The organism is Sorangium sp. So ce367 (genome assembly GCF_051520455.1).
Taxonomy (GTDB): Bacteria; Myxococcota_A; Polyangia; order Polyangiales; family Polyangiaceae; genus Sorangium; species Sorangium cellulosum_B.
The window spans coordinates 7,617,424-7,632,345 of sequence record NZ_CP150334.1 but is presented as its reverse complement, the minus strand read 5'-3'; the positions used below and the strand labels follow the sequence as shown (position 1 = coordinate 7,632,345).

Sequence of the window (14,922 nt, the reverse complement as noted above, 5' to 3'; positions counted from 1 at the left end):
GAGGAGAGCCGAATGTCATCGACCCGTTTCATTGCAGTTGGTCTCCTGGGCGCCGGTGTGTTCACGGCGGGATGCGCCGCCTCGTCGGATACCGACCCCGACGCCCCGTCCGACACCGACCTCGTCGAGACGGCGGAGCTGCCAATACGGCGCGCTGCGGTGCCCATCGGATGCAACGGCCTGCTCCCCAGCGACTTCTGGGCGCCGGCGAACCGCACGGCGTTCCGCGCGCTCGGCCAGCGGGCGCTCGCCAGCGCCGACGACGTCGTGGCCCCGACGGCGCTGCTCGGCACCTCCGGCGGAAAGAGCGTGCTCGACTACACAGTGCGCTGCGCGCTGTCCTCTGACCAGGTCGTCTATGGTCCGGACGGCCGCGAGTTCCACGGCTCCTTCGGGTTCGCGCCCGAATGGACCGAGCGTGCGCTCACCCCCTCCGAGCAGCGCTGGGTCTCGGCCTGCATCTTCCAGCACCTGAACGGCACCGGCGAGCATGTCGATATCTTGCTGCAGGGCAACCACCCGGCCCTTGATGGCCCCTTGAACGAGGAGCCCTACACGGAGTTCGTCGTCAATGACGCCACGATGTACGGGAACGCGTTCCTTTCCGGGACCATCGCCGGGTATGCCTGCATCGATCCCGATCTCACCGGGCAGCTCTCGGCGCTCTCGCTGAGCTGCCCGCTCGATCTCAGCCTCCTCTCGCTGGAGCGGCTCTGCGGCCACGTGCCGACGTGCGGTATCGCCTTCCTGGGGCTCTGCGACCTGACCTGCCTGGAGGACTTCTCCGGCAACCAGACGTGCCACACGCTGCCGCTGCTCGGGCCGCTCCTGGGGCCGCTGCTCGGGCCGAGCTACTCGGAGACGATCCGGAGCGAGGTGCGCGACAGCGATCTCCTGCCGCTCTACGACGGCTGCGGCCTGCTCTGACCTGCTCTGGCCGATCCCGGCGCGCGGCGCGCGGCCGGCCCCGCTGGGGACGGCGAGGGACACCCTGCGTCCGGGCTGGGAACGTCAGCGGACTGGTCGCGTCCGAGCTGGGAACGGCAGGAGCCAGCGAGCGCCAAGCGGGGCCGGGCAGCGGCGGGAAGGCATCCGGCTCGGCAGGAGGGCGGACGCTGGGCGGCGAACCACGCTGGGACGATATCCCTTCAGACCGAGGCGGCGCTCAGGGGAGGGGCTCGCCTTTCTCCATCCCCCGAAGGCACAGATTACAGGGGAGACCGGCGGCTCGTTCAAGCGCTTTTCGTTCCTGGACATCGCCGCGTGCTCGACCCCGACCGAGAAGGGGCCGCTGCGCCTGTCCGCACGGCGCGCGAGCCATCCGGGATCTGCCGGCGGCCTCCGTCTCGAGGTCTGCGGGCATGCGCCTGCGGATCTGACGCTTGGCGCTGCGCGTGGGCGAGCGCGCCACCTCGGCATGCAGCCCTCGCCGCCTCCGTTCCGGCCCCGAGCGCGATGCCGTGGCGACCCTTGCCCGAGCGGGAAAACGAGCATAACGTACGCCGGCAACGCGCGCCGGCGAGCCATCCATGAAGCTGACGACCCTCCGAGCAGACCGCTATCGCAGCCTCAAGCACGTCGACACCTCGTTCGGCGGTCTGAACGTGCTCATCGGCACCAACGCGAGCGGCAAGAGCAACGTCGTCGACGCGCTCCGCTTCCTGTCGGAGGGCATCAGGGCCAAGGACTTCACCGACAGCGTCGCTGACCGCGGCGGGATCATGCACCTCGCCTGGAAAGGCGAAGCCGCCGGCGAGATCTCCCTCGAGACGCACTACGAGGAGGAGGGGGACCGTTACGCGTGGACCGTGGGCCTCCGGCGCGTGAGCGGCGGCTTTGCGACGTGGGAGCGCCTCTATCAGATCCATGAGGGGAAGCCACCAAGCCACTTGCTCGAGGCCAACGCTGGCAAGGCATGGTGGTATTCGAGCCAGGCCAAGAGCAACCAGGTCAGCCTGACGCTCGCGCCGGCCGCCTGCGCCCTCGCCGTTGCCAGCGCGGACGAGTCGTTTCCGGCGAGGCGCCTCGGCGCGTTCGTTCAGCGATGGGGGTTCTTCGATCCGAGCCCGCCGCTCCTGCGGCGCGCCTCGAACGTGTCGGACGCCGACCGGCTCGACACGTTCGGGCGCAACCTTGCCGCGCGGCTCTATGCGCTGCAGAAGGGCCCGGACGGCGGCGAAGCATTCAACCGGATCGTCATGGCCACGCGCCGGGTGCTCGGCGTGCCGGAGCAGCTCGACCTCCGGGTGTCGGACATCGACGGGCGCGTCTACTTTGTCCAGCGCGAGCCCGGTCTTTCCTACAACGTGCACCAGGTAGGCGCGTCGAGCGGCACGCTCCGGATCCTCGCCATGATGACCGCGCTCTTCGGCGAGGCGGACGCGAGCCTCGTGGGGGTCGAGGAGCCGGAGAACCATGTACATCCCTCGGCGCTCAGGGCCTTCGCCGCGTACCTCCGAGACGCGAGCGAGCGCGTGCAGATCCTGGTCACCACCCACTCTCCGTTGTTGCTCGACTGCTTGCCCAAGCCCGAGGAGGTCGCCGTCGTCCGGCGTACGCCGGACGGCACCACGATCGAGCGCGAGCAGCACCCGGAGGCGGTAGACGAAGCGCTGGATGCGTCCGGTTTCGGACTGGGAGAGTTCTACGAGACCAAGGGGTTCGGAGCCTGATCCATGGCCAAGCGGGTCGTCGTCATTGCTTCGGGAGAAACCGAGCGGCTCGCCTTGCCACACCTCCTGCGACACCTCGGCGAGCAGGGCATTCTCGTCGACGAACCGATCCGAACGCCCTCGCGCAACCGGGCCATCACCGGCGAGAATGCATGCAAACTCCTCCTCAGCGCGTGGTACGAGAAGCCGCCGACCGACCGACCTGACAAGTTTGTCATCCTGCTCGACGCTGATGCGAAGGACCCGCAGGATGTCGTGGCTCGGTTCGAGGAGGACTTGAAGGCAAGGGCGGCGGTGCATCGCGTTCCGGTCCCCATCCTTGCCGTCGCGGCGAAGTGGCACCTCGAAGCCTGGTTCTTCGCCTGTGCGGCGTCGCTCCGTGATTACCTCGGGCGGGATCTCGGGAACGTCGACACCAGCCAGCCTGACGAGATCGTGAACCCCAAGCTACACCTGATCCACCTGCTCAAGGAGGGGCCGGGAGGGATCTACACGGCCCGTGTCTCCGAGGAGATCGCACAGCGGCTCTCGGTGCACTCGGTGCAAGAGCTGCGGCGCAGCCCGAGCTTTGCTCGCTTCGAGTCAGCGGTCCGCAACGGCCCGAAGCCGGCATGACGAGGGGGGCGCCCCGCGGCGCGGCGAGATCGCCGGCGAGCCGCTCGGGGCGCTCGCCGCGCGGACTCGCTATGTCCCGAGGCGCGTCTTCAGCTGCTGAATCGCGTCGGCGATCGCCTTGTCGTCGCGGAAGCAGCACGGATCGGTCCGCCTGCACCGCGCTCCGTGCAGCACCTGGAGCTCGAAGAGCATGCGCTCGTCCCCCTCGGCCGCGGCGCGGCCGAAGAGCGCTCGCTTTCCGTTGCAGCTGGCCTTGCGGAACGCGAAGAGGACGCGGAGCGCGGGGGTCGCGCGCGCCATCACGTCGGGCCGGGCGAGGATCTCGCTGGCGCGCCGGGCCGCCTTGGTGCCTCCGCGCGCGCGCACGAGGTCGAGCAGCACGTCCAGCCCGCCGCTGCCGAGCCGGTTCGTGAGCAGGTCGAAGACCTCGTCCGCTGCCGGGTTGTCTTCCTCGAACCCGATGCCCGCCACGGTGGAGAGCACCTCTTCGCGCAGGCCCCGGCTCAGGGCGAGCTCCGGATCGGCCTCGGCGAGGGCCAGCAGCGACCGCGCCCCGAGCATCCAGTTCCTGGTCGCCACCGCCCGGCTGAGCTGCGCGCGCGGGCTCGGGGTACTGCGGGCGTCGTCCTCGGGCGCCGCGCTCGCCGACGCGGGAGGGGGCGGCGCCGCCGGCGCCGGCGGGGGCTCGACAGAGGCGACGGCCGACGCCTCCGTGGTCGCCGCGGGCCGCCGGACGACGAGCCAGAGCGCGACGCCGATCGCGAGCGCCGCCAGGGCCGAGAGCGCCGCCGCGAGGGGCACCCAGCGCGCCGAGGCCGTGGGCCGGCGGTGCGCGCGCGCGAGCAAGGTCGCCCGGGGCCCCGGCCAGGCAGACGGCGCCTGCTCCCTGGGCGCCGCCTTCGCAGCCTGCTCGGCGGCCCCGCCCGCCGCGTTGGCTCCGCCCGCCATGGCCTGACCCGCCGCGGTGCTCGCACCCGCCGCGGTGCTCGCGCCTGCTCCCGCCACGGCGCCCCCGCTCGCCGCGATGCTCCCGCCCGACGGGGCCTGCCCAGCCGCGGTGATCCCGCCCCCTGCCGGCGGCGGCGCCGCCGCCGAGCGAGCGATCGCCGCGAGCCCCTCATCGAGCGCCGCGATGGCGTCGGCCGCCGTCTGGAAGCGGAACGACGGATCGTGCTCCATGAGCCGCATCACGGCCTGCTGGACCTCGTAGGGCACCTCCAGATCCGGAGCGCGCGCGCGGAGGGCCGGCGGCCCTCCCGGCCCCTGCTGCTTGAGCCGCTCCACAACGTTCTTCGTGTCGAAGGGGTGCTGTCCGGTGAGCATCTCGTAGAGCACGAGCCCGAGCGCGTACAGATCCGCGCGCGCGTCCACCGCGTCCATCCCGCGCAGCGCCTCCGGCGCGAGGTACGCGAGCGTGCCGAAGACCTCGCCGGCGCTGGTCAGGGCGGGGCTCGGCGTCGCCGTCTTGCGGCTCTGGCTGGACAGGAGATCGACGTTCACCTTCGCGAGCCCGAAATCGATGAGCCTGACCTGATCGTGCGCGTCGAGCAGGACGTTCTGGGGCTTCACGTCGCGGTGGACGATGCCCTTCTCGTGCGCCGCCGCGAGCGCCGACGCGATCTGACGCGCGATGCGGAGCGCCCGCGCGGGCGGGAGCCGTCCCCCCGAGATCGCCTCCTTGAGCGGCGTGCCCTCGACGTACTCGAGGACGAGGAAGAACGACGCGTCGTCCAGCTGACCGAAATCGATGGCGGCGACGACGTTCGGGTGCCGGATGTGCGCTCCCGCGACGGCCTCGCGCTCGAACCGCACCACGAGCTCCGGCATCCGCCGGGCGAGGGGCCGGAGCAGCTTGATCGCGACCTGCTTGCGGAGGTGCACCTGCTCGCCGCGGTAGACGGCGCCCATCCCGCCCTCCCCGATGAGCTCGTGGACGCGGTAGCGCCCCGAGATCAGGCTCCCGATCAGCGGGTCGCCGCCCGCGCTCCCGGCCGCCGCCGCCTCGATCGCCTCGATGTCCTCGGTGAGCGCCGAGCTCGAGAGCTCCTCCATGGGCTGCGCGGCCGGCGCGCCGAGCCTCGGGACGGTGAGGTCCTCGACCAAGGCCGAGCCGAGCGTCTCTTCGGATCGCGGCGTCTCCGGCATGCGGCGCAGGATATCAGGTCGGCCGGCGTCGCGGGGAAGCGGTGAGGAGGCGCTCTACGCGCGGGAGGGGCGCGGGGGCGCGCGACGCGGGCGTCCGCGAGCGCGCGAAATTCACAGGAGGAACGAGACGCCCACCGAGAACGCGGGGTATCCGAGCCGCATCGTGAGCGTCACGTTCTCCGTGAAGTGGAAGCGCCCGCCGACGAACAGGGCCGGTGAGACCCCGAAGACCCCGTTGCGGCCCACGTCGCCGAGATACAGCGACAGCCCCGGCTCGCCGAAGACCGACCACTTCCGGTGAAGCCAGAAGTTCCACTGCATCACGACCGAGCCGAACACGTAGTCCGAGGGCCCCCCGTACCGGTCGACCTCGGTGCAGACACGCGTGCCCGCGGGCCCGTTCTCGAAGCGGGTGCACTCGCCGCGGTAGTCCCCGTCCCCTCCGTAGTGGATGCCGTCAAGGCCAAAGCCGATCCCGACCGAGTCGTTGATGCGCTTGATGAAGCCGTCGGGCGCGATGTCGATGGTGACGCGCATCCCGGCGCCAAGGCCGTTCCCGGCGCCGGGGCCGCCGAGCGGCTCGAACGGCGTGAGGAGGAGGTGCGGCTCCAGCTCGACCTTGTAGTCGGGGCGATCGCCGGGGCGCTTGATCGTCATCTGCGCCTCGCCGACCTCGGTCCACCCGATCGTCAGCGCCGCGAACGAGAGCGCGGCGGCCATGAGGCGCGGCGCGCGAAGCTGCGATGTCATCGCTCTCTGCATCGGTCTCGGTCTCCTCAGCATCCGCCGCACGAGCGCGAGCCGTTCGGGCACATGACCGCAGCCTCGCCGCCGGGGCAGGTGACGCGGCACTCGCCGCCCACGTTGTCGCAGAACACCTCGCATGAGCCCCGGCACTCGACCTCGCAGGTCGCCACGTTCCGGCAGGTCACGACGCTGCCCGAGCCGACGCTGACGCCGCACCGGCTCGTGTCGTGGCACTCGTACCGGCAGTCGCGATCGCAGATGGCCCCGCACGCCGTCGTGTTATGGCACCGCAGATCGCAGTCGTCTCCGCAGGAAGCCGAGCACTCGTCGACGTCGAAGCACTCGAACGAGCACCCGTGCTCGCAGACGGCGCCGCAGCGATTCATCTGGAAGCAGCGCTGGTCGCAATCGTCACCGTCGCAGCCGAGGTAACACTCGTCACCCTGGGAGCACTCGCACGCGTCGCCCTCCACGCAGCCGCCGTTGTTCCAGCAGCTCGCCAGGCAGAGGCTCGCGAAGAGCGTCAAAAAAGTCAGTGCATAGAAGCGCATGGCCGGGGCAGCATACCCGAGCCTCCCGGAAATTGTCACGAAATCCGCGAAGGTACGCGCAGGGGTACGCGCGGAGGTATGCCTGAGGGCCCGGCTCACCACCGTGTCCAGCGAGAGATTCGCCGCACCCGGGTATACCGCGTATTGTCGTTCGCGAGCCGGGCCTGATCCGCGATGTGCGTGCCGAGGTGGGGACCCCAGCCGCCGTCGTCGAACGGCGCGTCCCCGTCAGCGCCGAGGTTGTATTCCCAGCACTGCGCGTAGTGCTGCGTGACGTTCAGGGCTGCGATGGCGCAGTTATTATCGGGGGCCGTGTCGCCGTCGTGATCGCCCGACGACCACCCCGAGAGGAAATGGGAGAAGAAGACGTCGGCGTCCCCGGAGACGTGCAGGGGGCGGAGGAGCTTCATGGTCGTCGTGTCGATGCCCTCGGCGGTCGCCCGCAGGACCTCCGCGACGGTGCCATTGATATCCGCGATCTCGTCGCGGTACTCCCGGCCGACGAGGTAGAGGGAGCCCCTGTAGAAGTTCCGCTCGAGCGCCGGCTCGCCCTTGGTTCCGAGCCGCTCGGCGTACGGGATGTCCCAGAACGACAGCGTCGTTCCCTCCGCCGAACCGACGCTGTTGTAGACGAGCGCCCACCCTCCTCCGTCCGTCTCCAGATCGCACACCACGGGGAACTCGGGATCTCCGCCGGCTCCGTCCAGATCGAGGGTGTACACGCCGCTCGGCAGGCCGCGGGGGACGTCGGCGCACCGGCGGTAGGTGCACCCCTTGTTGCTCGCGCCGTCGCAGTCCTCGTCCTCGGCGGTGTCGCAGCGCTCGGGCGCGGGCAGCACCTCTCCGGCGCACGGGCCGAACCCGTTCCCTCCCTCGTCGCAGATCTTCACGCCGGCGCGGCAGGCTCCGCGGTTCAACGTGGCGGGCGGACCACCGTAACAGGCCTCCTGGCGGCCGGGCTCGCACCCGCTCCCGCCGCTCGACGCAGAGCCGCCGCCGGCGCTCGAGGCAGAGCCGCCCTCGCCGGCGCTCCCGGCCGAGCCGCCGCCGGCGCTCGACGCCGAGGCGCTCCCGCCGCCTCCGGCGTCGTCGTCTCCGAACCTCCGCACCCTGGTCGAGCAGGCCGACACGGCGGTGAGCAGCGCGATGGCCGCGCAGCAGGCTCCTGCGACCGAACCTTGGCCGAGCGACATGCGACCTCCGGGGACACGAACACACGCCACGCGGCCTTATACACCAGGCCCCCCGGCGCGCGCATCCGCCCCGCGCGCTCGGCCGCTCCGCCGCTGCACGCCGGCACGTTTTCGACGCTTTTATTGGGCGAGGGCCCGTGGCGCGCCCTGGTCGCTTTGCAGCGCAAAGGCGATGGCGCTCTGGAGCGTGCTCTTGGTCAGGAGGCCCGCCAGGTCGAGCGAGAGCCCGACGAGCGTCTGCGCCACCGCTGGCCGGATGCCGGTCAGGATCGTCCTTGCGCCGAGCAGCTGCAGCGCCCTCGCGGTGTCGACGAGCCCGGCGGCGACCCGCGTGTCGATTTCCCTGAGCCCTGTCACGTCGAGGATGACCGCCTGAGCCTGGGTGGACTGGACTCCAGCGAGCGCGGCCGACATCACCTGATCGATCCGCTCCGCGTCCATCTGGCCCACGAGGGGCATGACCATGATGCGATCGGTGATCGGGATGAGCGGCGTCGACATCGCCTGCATCGTGTCGCGGAGCCGCGCGAGCGTCCGCTCGAGCTTGTCGAGCAGCTCCCTGTACGGCGTGACGTCGTGGGCGGTGCCATAGACGAGGCGGCGCGACGGCTCCTCCGCCGCGTCCAGGTGAGCGGTCCACGCGAGCCACCTGTACGAGCCGTCCTTGCACGCGTACCGGTTGTCGAACTTGATGGTCGTGTGGCCCTGGAAGAGCGCGGCGGCCTCGGCGAGCGTGGCCTCCCGGTCGTCGGGGTGGACGAACTCGATGAACGGCTTCGAGATCATCTCCGAGGGGGCCCAGCCGAGGGTGCGCTCCCAGGCCGGGTTGGCGTGGCGGAAGTACCCCTCTGCGTCCAGGGTCACGAGCAGGCCCACGGACACCCGGAACAGCTTCTCGTAGACCGTGGTCAGCTCCGTCGCCTGCGTGAGCTGCGCCGCCCGCTCCCGGTCGCTCGTCAGGTCGAGCGCCGTGGCGACCATGAGGCGCTCGGAGGGCGCTTCGTCCATGTCCACCCGGGCGGTCCAGCCGAGCCAGCGGTACGAGCCGTCCTTGCACACATAACGGTTGTCGAACCGGCCGTTCGCGCGACCCTGGAAGAGCGCGGCGGCCTCGGCGAGCGTGGCCTCGCGGTCGTCGGGGTGGACGAGCTCGATGTAGGGCCTTGCCCTGAGCTCGTCGAGGGACCAGCCGAGGGCATGCTCCCAGGAAGAGCTCAGATCACGGAAGTAGCCACGCGCGTCGGCGGTGGCCAGGAGTCCAGACGAGACCTGGAAAAGTCGTTCATAGCTCAAGCCCATGTCGTCCCCCTCGCGGGCAGGCGGAGCGCGCCCGCCGTCGAGGCCGCCCGCCATCAGCGATTCTCCTGTCCGAACGCCGGCGAGCGCCTCGCGCGCCGCCTGGCCAGAGCGCGCACGCGCAATCCCCAGGCGGCGCGACGTCGACCTCCCCGCGCGTCGAAGCCTGCTTGTCCACGAGAACGGCTTATGTGTCAAGGGTATCGGGAGGCTGGTTAGCGGGCGTGCTGGGCCGGCTGCGCCAGAGGGACGCCCGGGGCCGGCGAACACGCGCGCGCCCGGAGGTCGCCACTGTCATGTCGCCGAGGTTGCCAGCCCACGATGAGGCGAGTACGGTCCGCGCCCCAAAGGAGTGGGCCATGACCGTCTCTGCGATTTTCAACCCGGCGCGCTGGCGTGAGGTCGATGGGTTCTCGTTCGAGGATCTCACCTATCACCGCGCCGTGGACCAGGGCACCGTCCGCATCGCGTTCAACCGCCCCGAGGTTCGCAACGCGTTTCGTCCCCGCACCGTCGATGAGCTGTACACCGCGCTCGAGGACGCGCGCACGACCTCGGACGTGGGTTGTGTGCTGATCACCGGCAACGGGCCTTCTCCGAAGGACGGGGGCTGGGCGTTCTGCTCGGGCGGCGATCAGCGCATCCGCGGGAAGGACGGGTACAAATACGAGGGGGAGAGCGCGGGGCAGGCCGACCCGGCGCGGCTCGGCCGGCTCCACATCCTGGAGGTGCAGCGGCTCATCCGGTTCATGCCCAAGGTCGTCATCGCGGTGGTGCCCGGCTGGGCGGCGGGCGGCGGCCACAGCCTCCACGTGGTGTGCGACATGACGCTGGCGAGCCGCGAGCACGCGATGTTCAAGCAGACGGACCCGGACGTCGCGAGCTTCGACAGCGGGTATGGCTCGGCGCTGCTCGCGCGGCAGGTCGGGCAGAAGAAGGCGCGGGAGATCTTCTTCCTCGGGCTCGATTACACGGCGGAGCAGGCGGCGGCGATGGGGATGGTCAACGCCGTCGTCCCTCACGCGGATCTCGAGGAGGAGGCGCTGCGGTGGGGCGCCATCATCAACTCGAAGAGCCCGACCGCGATGCGGATGCTGAAGTACGGCTTCAACCTGCCTGACGAGGGGCTCGTCGGACAGCAGCTCTTCGCCGGCGAGGCGACGCGGCTCGCCTACGGCACGGAGGAGGCGAAGGAGGGCCGAGACGCCTTCCTGGAGAAGCGCCGCCCGGACTTCACCCGTTATCCCTGGCACTATTGACGACCACGCGTCGCCCGCGCCACGCCCGGCGCCCACAATCGCGCTTGACACCGACATCGACTTCATCGATGGTGACGGCGCTGTAAGATTCCGTGTGCGCCGTCTGGCCGCGCGGCTTCAACTTTACCTGGAGATACGCATCATGCTTTGTCTTTTGGCTGCAAAGTCGGCTCGTCGGGAGCGTTCCTGGCTGTGTTTGGGTGGGTCTCTTCTTCTGGCGCTCGCGGGCGGCCTCACGGTTGTTGGCTGCGGCGACGATAGCCCCTCGGACGGCGCTGGCGGCGCGGGGGCTTCCGGCGGCGCGGGGGCTTCCGGCGGCGCGGGCGGCGATGGCGGCGCTGGCGGCGCGGGGGCTTCTGGCGGCACGGGTGGCACGGGGGGCGAGGCGCCGATCGAGACGGTGCCGCCGTCGGGCACCGAGCTGATCCGCGTCAACCAGGTCGGGTACCTGCCGGCCGCCGCCAAGGTCGCCACGGTCGTCGCCGAGGCCGACAAGCCGCATGCGTGGGAGCTCGTGGACGCCGGCGGCACGGTGGTCGCCAGCGGGGCGACCCGCGTCGTGGGCGATGACGCGAGCTCCGGCGAGCACGTGCACACCATCGACTTCAGCGGTTTCACGACCGCCGGCGAGGGGTACACCCTCCGTGTCGGGGAGGTGTCGAGCCACCCGTTCGACGTGGGCTCGACCATCTACTCTCAGATGAAGTACGACGCGCTCGCGTACTTCTATCACAACCGCTCCGGCATCGAGATCCTGGAGCAGTACGTTGGCCCGGACCACGCGCGCCCGGCGGGGCACCTTCCGGACGAGGCCCCTTGCGGCGCGGATATCGGCTGCACGTACACGCTCGATGTCACCGGCGGGTGGTATGACGCCGGCGATCACGGCAAGTACGTTGTCAACGGCGGTATCTCCGCCTGGACGTTGCTGAACCAGTACGAGCGCTTCGTCGCGCTCGGGTCCACGGCGGACGACTTCGGCGACGGCAAGCTGAAGATCCCCGAGAACGCGAACCAGATCCCCGACCTCCTCGACGAGGCCCGGTGGGAGATCGAGTTCATGCTCGCGATGCAGGTGCCGGAAGGCCAGGCGAGCGCGGGCATGGTGCACCACAAGATCCACGACCTGGAGTGGACCGGCCTGCCGCTGCCGCCGCACGAGGATCCGCAGCCGCGCTTCCTGCGCCCGGTCAGCACGGCGGCGACGCTCAACCTGGCCGCCACCGCGGCCCAGGCCGCGCGCATCTGGCGCGAGCTCGATCCCACGTTCTCGGCCCAGTGCCTCGAGGCCGCGACGCGGGCGTGGACCGCGGCGAAGGCGAACCCGAAGGTCGTGCCGGACGAGAGCGGCGTCGTGGGCGGCGGCGGCTACGGGGACGCCGAGCTGAGCGACGAGTTCTACTGGGCGGCCGCCGAGCTCTTCCTCACCACGAAGGACGCCACGTATCAGGCCGAGCTCGCGGCGTCGCCCTACAACGAGGAGCTCGGCGGCGTGGACGGCACGTTCAGCGCCATGACGTGGGGGCAGGTCGACGGGCTGGGCGCCATCTCGCTCGCCGTTGTCGAGGCCCAGCACGCCGCGGCGGAGCGTGAGGCGGCCCGGACGAAGCTCGTCGCCATCGCCGACAAGTACCTCGAGGTCATCGGGGCGGAGGGCTACCGGGTGCCCTTCAAGGCGAACGCGAAAGGGTATCCCTGGGGCTCCAACTCGTTCGTGCTCAACAACATGCTTGTCCTGGCGCTCGCCCACGACTTCACCGGCGAGCAAAAGTACTTCGACGGCGTGGCGTCGGGCGCGGATTACCTCCTCGGGCGCAACCCGATGGACAAGTCCTATGTCTCCGGTTACGGCGAGAACCCGCTCGAGAACCCGCATCATCGCTTCTGGGCGCACCAGGTGGACGCGTCGTTCCCGTCCGCCCCGCCCGGCGCGGTCTCCGGTGGGCCGAACTCCGGGCTGGAGGATGAGGTGGCGCAAGCGGCGCTCGACGAGACGGCCGAGCGCGCGAAGTGCGCCCCGCAGAAGTGCTACCTCGACGACATCGGGGCGTGGTCGGTCAACGAGATCACCATCAACTGGAACAGCCCGTTCGCGTGGACGGTGGCCTGGCTCGACGAGAAGGCCAAGGCGAGCGCCCAGTGATCCGGAGCGCGGCGGGTGAGGCACGCTGACTGAAACTCGGGGCTTCTGAGCCGCCAAGGACGCCAAGGACGCCAAGAAAATCTCAATAATATTGGCGTCTTCTGGCGTTCTCTGGCGTCTTCTGGCGCCCTGGCGGTTCCATCATCCCGGCAGGGCGGGGGAGCCCCCCGCCCCCGGAGCGCAGCGCGGCCGCGCCGCGCTGCGCCACGCTCGATACGCGATTGGCCGCGACAACCGTCCAGCTTCTGCTAGGTTGCGCGGCTTTCATGAATCCAGCCTCATCGCTCGACGCCTTGCCCGCGCCGCTCGCGGGCGCCCTCGCCCGCCGCGGCTTCACCTCCCTCACCCCCGTCCAACAGGCTGTCCTCGCCCCTGAGCTCGCCGGGCGGGACCTTCGTGTCTCCTCGCAGACCGGCTCCGGAAAGACCGTGGCCATCGGCCTCGCGCTCGCCCCCCGCCTCGAGCGCGCGCTCGCCGACCGCGCCGCCGCGGCCGCGCCCGACGGCGCGCCGCGCACCGTGGCGGCTCCGGCCGCGGTGATCATCGCGCCGACGCGCGAGCTCGCCGCGCAGATCGCCGGCGAGCTCAGCTGGCTGCTCGCGCCCCTCGGCGCGCGCGTCGCGTGCGTCACCGGCGGCACCAGCTTCGGCGCCGAGGCGCGCTCGCTGCGGCGCGACCCCCTTGTCATCGCCGGGACGCCCGGCCGCCTGCTCGATCACCTGGAGCGCGGGACCCTCGACCCCCGCGGCGTCCTCTCCCTCGTGCTCGACGAGGCGGACCAGATGCTCGACCTCGGCTTCCGCGACGACCTCGAGGCGATCGTCGGCAAGATGCCCGAGGATCGCCAGACCCACCTCGTCTCGGCCACCTTCTCCCGGGAGGTCCGCGCGCTCGCCGATCGCTTCCAGCGGGACGCGGTGAGCGTCGAGGGCACGCGCCCCGGCGCCGCGAACGGCGACATCGCCCACGTCGCCCACCTCGTGCTGCCGGCGGAGCGCGACGCGGCGGTCGTGAACCTGCTGCTCCTCGCGCCCGGCGAGCGCACGCTCGTCTTCGTGCGCACCCGCGAGGGCGCCGCCGAGCTCGCCGACAAGCTCACCGCGCTTGGCCTGCCCGCGCGCGCCCTGAGCGGCGACCTCGAGCAGCGCGAGCGGACCCGCACGCTCGACGCGTTTCGCTCGGGCGCCGTCACGACCCTCGTCGCGACCGACGTGGCCGCGCGCGGCATCGACGTCCCCGAGGTCGGGCGCGTCATCCACGCCGATCCCCCGGGCGATCCCGAGATCTTCACGCACCGGAGCGGCCGCACCGGCCGGGCGGGCCGCAAGGGGACGAGCGTGCTGCTCGTCGCGCCGTTCGCGCGAGAGCACGCGCTGAGGCTGCTCCGGCGCGCGCGCGTCGAGGCCACGTTCCGGCCGGCGCCGTCGCCGGACGACGTGCTCCGCGCCGCCGACGAGCGGCTCGCCGCCGAGCTCGCCCCGGCGCGCCGGGAGGGCGCGGCCTCGGTCGACGCGGTCGCGGGCGATGCCGTCGCGGTCGACACGGCCTCGGTCGACGCGGCCGCGGTCGACGCGGCCGCGGTCGACGCGAACGTGCGCGCCCCGCGCGAGGCGTCCGGCCCCGCGCCCGAGGCGCGGCACAGGGAGCTCGCCGCCCGCCTGCTCGCGGACATGGACGCGACCGAGCTCGTCGCGGCCCTCCTCGCGCGGGCGAAGCACACCGGCCCCTGCGCTCCGCAGCCCGTCACCGCCGTCGCGCCGCCCCGCTCCGAGCCGCATCCGTCGCGCGCCAGGCCGCCGGCGCCGCCCTGGTCCGGGGCGCCGTCGCGCGCCCGGCCGCCGGCGCCGCCCTGGTCCGGGGCGCCGTCGCGCGCCCGGCCTTCCGCGCCGCCCTGGTCCGAGGCGCCGTCGCGCGCTCGCCCCGCCGCTCGTCAAGGCAACGGGGAGCAGCCCCCGCGCCTCCCCTTCGTGCCCTTCCAGGTCAACTGGGGGGAGCGCCACGGCGCCGACCCCCGGCGCCTGCTCGCGCTCGTGTGCCGCCGCGGCGGCGTGTCGAGCCAGCAGATCGGCGCGATCCGCATCGGCTCCACCGCGTCCGTCGTCGAGGTGGCCTCCCCCGCCGCGCCCGAGTTCGCGCGCGCGGTCAACCAGCCCGACGCGCGTGACGCGCGGATCCGCATCGTCCGCGCGAGCTCGATGCGCGTCGAGTAGCGCCTGTCCCGGCGCGGCGGACCGAGGCAGACGGCCGAGATCGCTCGCAATGACAGGGGTTTCCTGATTTCTCGGAGACCTCGGGTGTTGT

11 protein-coding genes are annotated in these 14,922 nt (G+C 71.5%); 6 read left to right on the top strand and 5 right to left on the bottom strand.

Translation table 11 applies throughout. The features are described from left to right. Window positions 1–12 precede the first annotated feature (12 nt). The 3 genes from WME97_RS28900 (at window position 13) to WME97_RS28890 (ending at window position 3,287) form a co-directional block, all read left to right on the top strand. Window positions 13–927 carry a hypothetical protein gene (locus WME97_RS28900; RefSeq protein WP_437542104.1) on the top strand — a complete coding sequence of 305 codons (915 nt, stop codon included), beginning with the start codon at window positions 13–15 and terminating at the stop codon, window positions 925–927. Window positions 928–1,529: 602 nt separating this feature from the next. Further along, window positions 1,530–2,672 carry an AAA family ATPase gene (locus WME97_RS28895; protein ID WP_437542102.1) on the top strand — a complete coding sequence of 381 codons (1,143 nt, stop codon included), beginning with the start codon at window positions 1,530–1,532 and terminating at the stop codon, window positions 2,670–2,672. A gap of 3 nt (window positions 2,673–2,675) precedes the next feature. Then, entirely contained in the window at window positions 2,676–3,287 is a 612-nt protein-coding gene (locus WME97_RS28890) for a DUF4276 family protein (protein WP_437542100.1), read from the top strand. A 69-nt stretch (window positions 3,288–3,356) separates the two neighbouring features. Here WME97_RS28890 and WME97_RS28885 read toward each other — a convergent pair whose 3' ends face one another. The 5 genes from WME97_RS28885 to WME97_RS28865 all read right to left on the bottom strand — a co-directional run bounded on the left by WME97_RS28885 (window position 3,357) and on the right by WME97_RS28865 (window position 9,276). Continuing rightward, a complete protein-coding gene (locus WME97_RS28885) occupies window positions 3,357–5,432 on the bottom strand; it encodes a protein kinase domain-containing protein (protein ID WP_437542098.1) in 2,076 nt (691 codons plus the stop codon). Between the two features lie 111 nt (window positions 5,433–5,543). After that, window positions 5,544–6,182: a hypothetical protein gene (locus tag WME97_RS28880; RefSeq protein ID WP_437542096.1), complete on the bottom strand. Its 639-nt coding sequence runs from the start codon at window positions 6,180–6,182 to the stop codon at window positions 5,544–5,546. 26 nt (window positions 6,183–6,208) lie between these two features. After that, on the bottom strand, window positions 6,209–6,730 hold the full coding sequence (locus tag WME97_RS28875) for a hypothetical protein (protein WP_437542095.1): 522 nt from the start codon (window positions 6,728–6,730) through the stop codon (window positions 6,209–6,211). 95 nt (window positions 6,731–6,825) lie between these two features. Further along, on the bottom strand, window positions 6,826–7,923 hold the full coding sequence (locus tag WME97_RS28870) for a fibrinogen-like YCDxxxxGGGW domain-containing protein (RefSeq protein WP_437542094.1): 1,098 nt from the start codon (window positions 7,921–7,923) through the stop codon (window positions 6,826–6,828). Between the two features lie 120 nt (window positions 7,924–8,043). Then, the gene (locus WME97_RS28865; RefSeq protein ID WP_437542092.1) at window positions 8,044–9,276 is read right to left on the bottom strand and encodes a PAS domain-containing protein; all 1,233 of its coding nucleotides are present in this window, start codon (window positions 9,274–9,276) and stop codon (window positions 8,044–8,046) included. Window positions 9,277–9,578: 302 nt separating this feature from the next. On the opposite strand from WME97_RS28865, the gene WME97_RS28860 reads away from it, so the two are divergent. The 3 genes from WME97_RS28860 to WME97_RS28850 all read left to right on the top strand — a co-directional run bounded on the left by WME97_RS28860 (window position 9,579) and on the right by WME97_RS28850 (window position 14,831). Beyond that, a complete protein-coding gene (locus tag WME97_RS28860; protein ID WP_437542090.1) occupies window positions 9,579–10,478 on the top strand; it encodes a 1,4-dihydroxy-2-naphthoyl-CoA synthase in 900 nt (299 codons plus the stop codon). A gap of 196 nt (window positions 10,479–10,674) precedes the next feature. Next, entirely contained in the window at window positions 10,675–12,621 is a 1,947-nt protein-coding gene (locus WME97_RS28855) for a glycoside hydrolase family 9 protein (protein WP_437542088.1), read from the top strand. 266 nt (window positions 12,622–12,887) lie between these two features. Continuing rightward, window positions 12,888–14,831, top strand: a complete 1,944-nt coding sequence (locus tag WME97_RS28850; protein ID WP_437542087.1) for a DEAD/DEAH box helicase — start codon at window positions 12,888–12,890, stop codon at window positions 14,829–14,831. The last annotated feature ends 91 nt before the right edge of the window (window positions 14,832–14,922 follow it).